This window comes from Mesorhizobium tamadayense (assembly GCF_003863365.1).
Classification (GTDB): Bacteria; Pseudomonadota; Alphaproteobacteria; order Rhizobiales; family Rhizobiaceae; genus Mesorhizobium; species Mesorhizobium tamadayense.
In genome coordinates, this window is sequence record NZ_RQXT01000101.1 from 1 (window position 1) to 8,654 (window position 8,654).

The window sequence follows — 8,654 nt, forward strand, 5'->3', positions numbered from 1 at the left end:
CGGGCTTGGCGTCAAGACGTACAGTTTCATGCTGTACATTTCAACAACGAACGACAAGGCACGCACAAGCGCATATCCGTGGTCGACGGCATCATCTCCGACTGTCGAGCGAGGGGAGGTTTTGTGCGTGGAGGATCATATGAGGGCAACGGCTCTCACAGGAAATCGGTTTAGATATCTTCGGCCCTCATCTGGCGATCTACCTCTTTTTCAATCGTCGGAAGCTGCTTCGGCCCGCGCGATTGGCTTTAGCGTCCCTGACGACCGTAGGTATCCGATCACCAACTCCCGCAGATAATTTTGACTGAAACGTCGCGTCCGCGCGTACGACAGGACCAGGCCGATACCGAGGACCGCGAGATACTTCCATCTGATCGCTCCCGCGTCGGGGAACAGCAGGGTCAATCCAATCGAAAGGATAAACGCAGACACCAGTCCTCGTCCCAGGCCGTACATCCTCAGCATGATGTCTAGCCTGCTGTTGCTGTCGTGCGCGCGCACCTCGGCCGCCATCTCGCCTCGCGCCGCTCGCCAATCGGAGGCGGACATTTCTGCTATGTCGCCCAAGCCCTTCTCTTTGAGCAAACGGCTTATCCGTTGAAACTGCGCTGCGCTTACGGGACCGGACTCGCGTTTCCTGAGAAGCTCGGACGGATTGAGGCCGAGCTTCGTTTCGAGCGCTTCAACCACGTTTCCGATTGACTGCAAGAGGAAGCCCGAGACCAACGCCACCAGAACGATGACGCCAAACCCGCCGAGATCGATGCCATCCTTTGCGATCACGTCTCGAACGTCGGGCGACAAAAGAGTGAGAACGAGGGCGACGACTGAGCCCGGCACTACGAGGCTAACGTATTCATATGGATCAAGCTTCATGGCAGCGTTTCCTCAAGGGATTCGATCGTCACGGCAGGCGTGGCGCCCGAGCGATCCGAATCCGCAATAACGCCGCGGATCGACCCCGGCGTCCGGATCATCAGCACGACGGGAAAGCGTTGGCCAAGCGCAAGCGCAGCGGCCGTTGCGAGATCGGTGAGCGAGGCTGGCGTATTCGCAAGGTGGTTGTGCCAAGTACCCACCGGGTAAAGTGTGCCGCGGGTTCGATCGTTGTACCCTTTCAGTCGATCCCGGATACCCTCAACCCCCAAGGTAAACTCGGCCGCGGAGAACCGACTGTCTGGCGGAGGCTCGACGATATCGACCATATGGAAGCTGTCGGTCGCCTCATTGAAGCGTCCAATCAGGATACCTCCCGTCTCAACATGAGGACGGTCGGCAATTGCGGAGTCGATAAGCTCAACAACACTGTGAGAGATCGACGCCCTGCGGCCAGTCGAGCTGCGCAGCCTCCGAAAGGCGGGGACAGTGAACCGCTGCCACGACTGGTTCATCAGATCATCATCCACCCGTCCAATGGCCAACTCTCCTTCTTGCACCGGAAGTCCGCGTTCGAGGGCAGCGGAGAGATAGCGTGCCATGCCTGGGACGAAGGTCGAGAGCCTGGCATCTGTCATCTGCGCCGTCCGCGTCGAACATCCCTGACCCACGACAACAACGTCGCTGGCGCTAGCCAGGGCAAGCTCGCGTAGCGTGTCATCGTCGGCCATGACTCTGTAAGACTCGGCTTGAAGATCCTGGACGCTCGGATTGGCCTTCGGTCCTTCAATGGCCATATAGCTCACTGAGCCGCGGCCCAACAGCGAAGTCTCGACCACCCTGGGACGCTTGGCCTCCACTTGAGGAAGGCACAGAGCGTCAGTAACGGTTGGAGACCCGGTCGCGTCAACAAGGAGCTGGGTTGCTTTGGGCCATATCTGCTTCGCAGGCGGCGACGAGGCGAGCGCGACCGCGAGATCTTCGTGCAGCGGCGTCGCTGACTGGCCGAGACCCTGAATTGCTCTCGCTACGGCATCGGCCTTCCAATCAGGCACTGGAAACTGCGGTATCGGCACCAGACCATGACGAGCATAGTTGTGAGGAGCCATCAGGGATCGATCGACCAACGTGGTTGGCGCCCGTCCTTCCCTTGCTAAGTGAATCGCAAGCTTGGCGCCGACGCTTCCACAGCCGATTAGCGTCCATTGTGCTTCTTCAAGTGGTCGGGACCCAGATACCGACGCGAGCAGTTTCCGGCTGATCGCGTCACGCACTGCCGCGGGCCGTACCGGCACTTCGCTGCTGCCGCTTAAATCCGAGGCCGAGCGTACCTCCATGACGTAGGGCACGATCTCAAGCGGCGATCCCTGCCCTATCACATCGGCGGGTCGCCGAACCACGAGTAACAGGGTCAGGATGAGGGGAAGATTGTATGCTGATTTCCCAAATCGCGTCTGGAGAAGCCCGAATGCAGCGCGCAATTGCGCCTGGAGACCATAATGCGCTGCGCGATCGGTGAGCTCAGCCATCGTCCGGACTGTTTCGGGAAGATACCTGTCCGAAACAACGGGGTCTCCAGAAGGGGTTTTTCCGCCCCAGACGATAACCGAAAGGCCGACCCCCGCCGCGTTTTCGATCACCTTCCTGAAGAAGTCAGGTCCGAGACTTTGCCGTTGAGCTTCAACTGAAATCGCATAGGCGTGCCCGCCGCTACGAAGTTCGAGACCAAGATGCTGCGAGACCGCGAACGCGGAGCCCCCATCGCGGTTGACAAACCCGCGGACGAAGTTTGGGTCCACTTCCACCCAATCGTTGATGCTGTCGCGGCGAATCGGCTCCCATCCTTGGCTGAAATCCATGAGGGCGGCCGCCGCAGCCTTCTCCAGCCAGTCGGCGACCTGAACCATGATGCCCTCCATCCCGCGGTATCGGAGCAGGTCCTGGGGATCGCCTTCGAAATAGCAGGGCCGGGGAGGGTCCTCAGTCCGACTAGGCTGCACATGGGGATGGGATCTATTAAAATCCTGGCGAAGCTCGATGAGGGGCACTGCCAAGGGGAAGAAATCATCGAACGTGAACGTCACGGTCTCGACGGGTCTAACGCCAGCCGGGCTCTGGCCAGCACCGATCCAGCGGCTCGGCATCGGCACGACGAAGTCCACCGCTACCTTACTGCCATGTTCGTCCAACGTACGGATCTCGCGGACAAGAGGATGCCCCGAGACAACGTCAAGCGCGCGACGGATCGCCTTGGTTACGCCGGTCAAGGGCCATCCCTTAGCCGTGCTTGAACGGCTGAGCGCCGTAGGCAGATGAGCTTCCCGCCGCCGCGCCTGCCAGACCGCCGATGATCGATGGCGCGGCCAGAGCGGTCGTCCTCGTCTTGATCTTCAGGCCATCGCCGGTGACCTCGAACTCTAGCGGCTCATCGCCTTTGAGATCCCCAAGGCATTCGAACGTCCCGTTGACATCGCTGAGGATCGCCTTGTATTCGCGCTTGGCCCTGATGCAGGGTGGGTCCACATCGTCATCCTTTATAGGTTTGGAGCTCGAAATCACATAGGCGCCCGACAAGGCCTGACCGAGAGCCTTTCGTGCGTCGGGCGAAACTTCAGCCAATTCCTTCCAGTCCGACCAGCTGTCCCACGACAGGCTGTGCCACGAGCAATGATGGGGTGCGGCCAGCAGGTCGTATTGGAGATTCTCCGGTGCATCCTTGTTGCGCTGCCAGAGGCGCTCCCATATGCCGACTTCGGCATCGCCGCCAAACAGATAGTGGCTGGCTCCAGAGAGCGTGAACGTGCCGAGCTCGATGTTCACGACGACGCTGGAGTCATTCTTGCTCAGCTCCTCCTCTTCCTGCTCGTCGTCCTGCGGCGGGATCGGGGCAATGAGACGGGCACGGAAGTCAATTTGGTACGAGCCGCAGATGCTCTGAAAAACGCTGTCCGTGCGGACCAGGATCGCTCCCAAGCCGTCCGTCTTCCCGTTGATGTCCTCGCCAAGAATCAGAATGCGATCACCATCGCTGAGGCAGCCGAAATCGCGGAACCGCTTGACGCGACGGCGCGCTTCCGTGGCCCATGCGTTCGCGTCGTCGCACAATGTGTGTTGCTTCTTCGATGCGCGCCGGAAGACGATGGGCGACGACCACATCTCACGGATTACGATCTTGTCGGCTTTGGCACTCCACTCCGAGACGGGGCCAAGGTGAAAGTGCTTCCAAAGGCCGCGGCAATGGTCCTGGTCGGGATGCGTCAACAGGAACGCGTCTACATAGAGATAGCCGGCGGGATCTCTCTTCAGCCGGGAGCGAAGCTGCTGGGCCACATCCGGAACGTCCCCATCCGGATCGTCCGCATCGGAGCGAATGTTGCAGTCGATGAGAATGGTTTTTTCCGACGCTGTCGCCAGAAAATGCATGTCGCCGTTGTCGACTTTGAAGTGGGTGGAGCTGGCCGTCATGTTCAAGTGTTCCTCGGAGTGATGCCGGCGTCGGTTTACAAACGTCAGCTCCTTGTTGAGTCTGTGCCACATTAGATAGGAAAACACGGAACTTTTGCAAGAGTTATCGGTTTACAATTTGCCTATCTAATTCCAAATGTGTAAACCGCTGTGAATTGTGGGGAAAGAAACATGATCGGACAGAAGCTGAAGCTCGCCCGCCTTGCGTCCGGTCTGTCACTGCGGGAGCTGGCAGCCCGAATCGACGGGCTGGTCACGGCGCAGGCGGTTGGAAAGTACGAACGCGACGAGGACATGCCAAGCTCACGTGTTTTGATCGCGCTGGCAGGCGCGCTCGACGTGACCGAGGACTATCTTCTCAATGATGATGAACTTGTGCTTGAAGGCATCGAGTTCCGGAAGAAATCCGCGTCGTCACGTGAAGTGGCAACGATCGAGGCCCGCACGCTTCATCTTCTCGAGCGTTATCTCGCAGTGGAAGATCTGCTTCACTTGCGCAGTGTCGATTGGGAAAAGCCGCGAAGCGCGCCGTACCCTGTCTCGGATATCCGCGATGCGGAAGATGCTGCTCGGTCTGTCCGTGATGATTGGGGACTAGGAAATAACCCGATCCCTAAGCTCGCCGAGCTTCTCGAAGAGCGGGGTGTCAAAGTCCTCTCTTTGGATCTGGACGATATCGATGGCCTGGCTGCGAAGGTTCGCAGAAAGGACCGTGAGGCTGCCCGCGTGATCGTCGTAAAGAAAGATACGTGGTCCGAGCGAAAACGGTTTAATCTTGCCCATGAACTCGGACACATGGTCATGGCCCCAGGTCCAGGTGTCGATCCGGAGAAGGCAGCACATCGCTTTGCCGGAGCCTTCCTGATACCGGCGGACGCATTGCGTGCTGAGGTTGGCGCCAAGCGGTCTTCAATCAGCATTGGTGAACTCGTGGCACTCAAGCAACGCTTTGGCGCGAGCATTCAGGCAATTGCTTATCGCTGCAAGGATCTTGGCATTATCAGTGGGCCGGCCTTCTCGACTCTCTATCGCGTTTTCGCGAGTCGCGGCTGGCGCTCACCTCCGTACCAAGAACCGGGAACGATCCCGCCACAAGTGGAGGAACCAAAGCGTTTCGAGCGGCTCTGCTATAGGGCGCTAGCTGAGAAAGTGATTGGGGAGGCGCGAGCAGCTGAATTGTTAGGCATCTCGGTCCGCGAGCTTGGGGCACGCCTTGATCAGGGGGCGCTGTGACCTCGTGCGCGTTCTTGTCTCTCACACCTCGGTTATTATTGACTTAGAGCGAGGCAACCTGCTCGAGCATATATTTCGATTACCGTTCGAATTCGCGGTTCCGGACCTTCTCTTCCATCGTGAACTCAAAGGACCCACGGGCGACGGCCTTGTCGCCCGCGGTCTCCGCATTGAAGAGCTTTCCTCGCACGAGGTGACGCGCGCGACCACCGTACAGCGCCGAAATCCTACGCTATCTTTTGCAGATGCGTTTGCCTTTTCCTTGGCCGAGATGCGGGGCTGGCTCCTCCTGACAGGAGACGGCGGTCTGAGGCGTCTGGCGGTCGCGGAGCGGCTGGAGGTGCATGGAGTACTGTGGCTTCTGGACCAGATGGAGGCGGGTCGACATTTATCATCTGTCGAGCTTCACGTTTGCCTCTCGGCAATCGCGTCGCACCCACGATCTCGATTGCCTGTTCCCGAGGTTCGCAGGCGTCTGGCGCGCTATCGATGATTTTGGTGAAGGCGCCTATAGTTGACGCCTTTCGATACTCAGGTCGCGGCCATCGACACAAGATGGATTCTGGTGAACAGGTTTCTTGATTGGGACACGGGCGAAACTAACTCCAGATTTTCACTCGTGGTGGAATTTCAACGTTCCGCTGAAACCACCACATTTTGTGAAATTGCGGTTGACATATTTCAGTAGGTCAGCCATTTTCAGCGGATGCTGAAATCGGGTGACTCATTGAAGAGCATTGAGCATCAAGCTGCGGACGCCCTGCGGGGCGTCTTAAACGATATTCCGCCCGTTTCCATCGAGAATGTAGAGGTTGAAGCCGACGCTTTCGATCGCGAAATCGATATTCTTGCGCATATCAGCGCCTTCGGGCGCACACATATTCTCGTCTGTGAGGTCAAGTCGAGCGGACAGCCGCGCCACGTTCACTCGGGCCTGCTCCAAGTGCGAAGGGCGGTAAACCACATAGGAAAAGGCGCAATTCCTGTGTTCATTGCGCCCTTTCTTTCTCCAGAAGCACAGGCTCTTTGCCAAGAAGAAAATGTGGGCTTCCTCGATTTCGAGGGAAATTGCCGGCTCGCTTTCGACGGCATATTTATTGAGCGTAAGGTTCCGACCCGACCCGCAATCGAACGCCGGGAGTTGAAGTCGATCTTCAAACCGAAGTCCGCGCAGGTTCTGAGAGTGATGTTGCGCGATCCACACCATGCCTGGCGCGTCACCGAGCTTGCGGAAGCAGCCGGTGTCAGTCTCGGCCACGTCAGCAATGTCCGCGCTGCGCTCGTGGATCGTGAGTGGGCGAAAATCGGCGACGATGGCATGTCGCTTTTTCGGCCGGCAGCGGTTCTGGACGCTTGGCGGAACTCTTATGAGCCGCCAGCGGGTGATCGCCAAAACTTCTACACTACCTTGCACGGCAAAGCGTTCGACCAGGTCGTTCGCGATGTGCTTGGTGCGTCGAATCGAATTGACCGAGCGATCCTCGCATCGTTCTCGGCAGCGCAATGGATTGCGCCATATGCTCGGGTAGGCAGCCAGTTCTTCTACGCAGATAGTGGAGGTCTCGACCGTCTACGGCATGCCCTCAAGCTGTCGTCTGCGGCGAAGGGTGAAAACGTTGTGGTCACGATCCTGAAGGATGAAGGGCCACTGCTTGATACAATCGAGCCGGCGCCCGGCGTCGTTTGCACAAGTCCTGTTCAAACTTACCTTGATTTGGCGATATCCGGGGAGAGGGGACAGGAGGCTGCTGACCATCTGCGGCAGGAGAAATTGCAATGGCTCCAGTAGTACCGCCCGATCCGCAATCGGCCGCCGACTACGACGACCGCACCACCGCGGCCGTGAAATCGGTTCTACTGGAAATTGGTCAGATACTCGGCAGTTTCAAAGGCAAGTTCGCCGTGATTGGCGGCGCGGTGCCTTGGCTCCTCCTAGAAAACGAAGAAATGCCGCATGTCGGAACTCTCGACGTCGATCTGGGCCTCGATACCGAGGCACTTGGAGATGGCGAATACGCCCGACTTGTCGAGGCACTTATGGGGAATGGGTATGAGCAGCGTGACGATCATCGTCTGTTCCAGCTTGTTCGGACAGTGCCTGTCGATGATGGTGGAGGTCCGATCGATGTGGTTGTCGACTTCTTGCGTCCTTTCGACGCCGTCTTCACAAAGAACAAACCGCCGCTGATCGAGCATTTTGCCGTGCAGCGGGCATCGGGTGCCGAATTGGCCTTACGCTTCTACAACCTCGTTGCGATTTCGGGCGAGATGCCGGATGGAGGCGCGAACCACGTCAACATCGCCGTCGCATCGATCCCCGCCCTCCTCGCAATGAAGGGCTACGCAATCGAGAACCGCCTGAAGAGGAAGGATGCGTACGACATCTATTACTGCGTTCGAAACTATCCAGGTGGCCCCGATGCACTTGCTGCGGATTGCGAGCCGGTTCTCGCTCACAAGGAAGGCAAAGAGGGCTTCGGGTTTATTGCCGGCAAGTTCGAGGCGGTTGATAGTTTTGGCCCCATTAGCGTCCGCCAGTTCGTGCAGGACACGCAAATTCTCGGGGAACGCACCGCCGAACAATGGCAGCAGGATGCATTTGGTCAGGTCGATGCGTGGCTCCGTGCACTTGGCTGGAGAGAGTAGGTCACCGCGCTGCTGCCGTTCCTCGCTAGCAATTTTTCTTTTGGGAGTGCAGCGGGTTGAAGCGCGTAGCTGAATATCCTGAACGCTACAATGACCGTCTATTTTATCACTGAATTGGACAACAGCCTTGCCGGCCGCCTTTATGTGAAGGTCGGACGCTCGCAAGCGGTCGATCGCCGCATAGCCAACCTGCAGACTGGCAATCGCCGTAGAATTGCGTTGATGGGAGAAATTCGGACCGGATCGATTTCCGAAGACCGCGTGATCGAACGGCGGTTGCACCTCATATTCGACCACAAAGCAGATTCGGGAGAATGGTTTTTCCTGTCGGCAGACGACGTTATTTCTGCCCTGAAGCTCTTTTCATCGAGGGCTTACATCTCTGTCGGACAAGATGCAACGTGGGGCCTACGCGCTTACCGGTCATCTGCTTG

Annotated in this window: 8 protein-coding genes; 5 read left to right on the forward strand and 3 right to left on the reverse strand. The window is 58.1% G+C overall.

Annotation, left to right across the window (positions count from 1 at the left end):
* Positions 1 to 210: 210 nt before the first annotated feature.
* The 3 genes from EH240_RS36020 to EH240_RS36030 are packed head-to-tail and all read right to left on the reverse strand — an operon-like array spanning position 211 to position 4,341.
* Entirely contained in the window at positions 211 to 876 is a 666-nt protein-coding gene (locus EH240_RS36020) for a hypothetical protein (protein WP_125007107.1), read from the reverse strand.
* Complete coding sequence (locus EH240_RS36025; RefSeq protein WP_125007108.1) at positions 873 to 3,143, reverse strand: anti-phage 6A-MBL system cap2_3 protein; 2,271 nt, start codon at positions 3,141 to 3,143, stop codon at positions 873 to 875. The genes EH240_RS36020 and EH240_RS36025 overlap by 4 nt, the downstream gene beginning before the upstream one ends.
* A 10-nt stretch (positions 3,144 to 3,153) precedes the next feature.
* On the reverse strand, positions 3,154 to 4,341 hold the full coding sequence (locus EH240_RS36030) for an anti-phage 6A-MBL system MBL-fold protein (RefSeq protein WP_245436693.1): 1,188 nt from the start codon (positions 4,339 to 4,341) through the stop codon (positions 3,154 to 3,156).
* 171 nt (positions 4,342 to 4,512) lie between these two features.
* On the opposite strand from EH240_RS36030, the gene EH240_RS36035 reads away from it, so the two are divergent.
* The 5 genes from EH240_RS36035 to EH240_RS36055 form a co-directional block, all read left to right on the forward strand.
* Positions 4,513 to 5,574, forward strand: coding sequence for a helix-turn-helix domain-containing protein (locus tag EH240_RS36035; protein ID WP_125007109.1), 1,062 nt, complete (start codon positions 4,513 to 4,515; stop codon positions 5,572 to 5,574).
* A gap of 4 nt (positions 5,575 to 5,578) precedes the next feature.
* Positions 5,579 to 6,067, forward strand: coding sequence for a PIN domain-containing protein (locus tag EH240_RS40360; protein ID WP_125007110.1), 489 nt, complete (start codon positions 5,579 to 5,581; stop codon positions 6,065 to 6,067).
* Between the two features lie 234 nt (positions 6,068 to 6,301).
* Positions 6,302 to 7,363 carry a type IV toxin-antitoxin system AbiEi family antitoxin gene (locus tag EH240_RS36045; protein WP_245436692.1) on the forward strand — a complete coding sequence of 354 codons (1,062 nt, stop codon included), beginning with the start codon at positions 6,302 to 6,304 and terminating at the stop codon, positions 7,361 to 7,363.
* Positions 7,351 to 8,220: a nucleotidyl transferase AbiEii/AbiGii toxin family protein gene (locus EH240_RS36050; protein WP_125007112.1), complete on the forward strand. Its 870-nt coding sequence runs from the start codon at positions 7,351 to 7,353 to the stop codon at positions 8,218 to 8,220. Before EH240_RS36045 ends, EH240_RS36050 begins: the two co-directional genes overlap by 13 nt.
* 90 nt (positions 8,221 to 8,310) lie before the next feature.
* Positions 8,311 to 8,654 (forward strand): GIY-YIG nuclease family protein (locus EH240_RS36055; protein WP_148101167.1); only part of this gene is annotated, 344 nt, incomplete at its 3' end.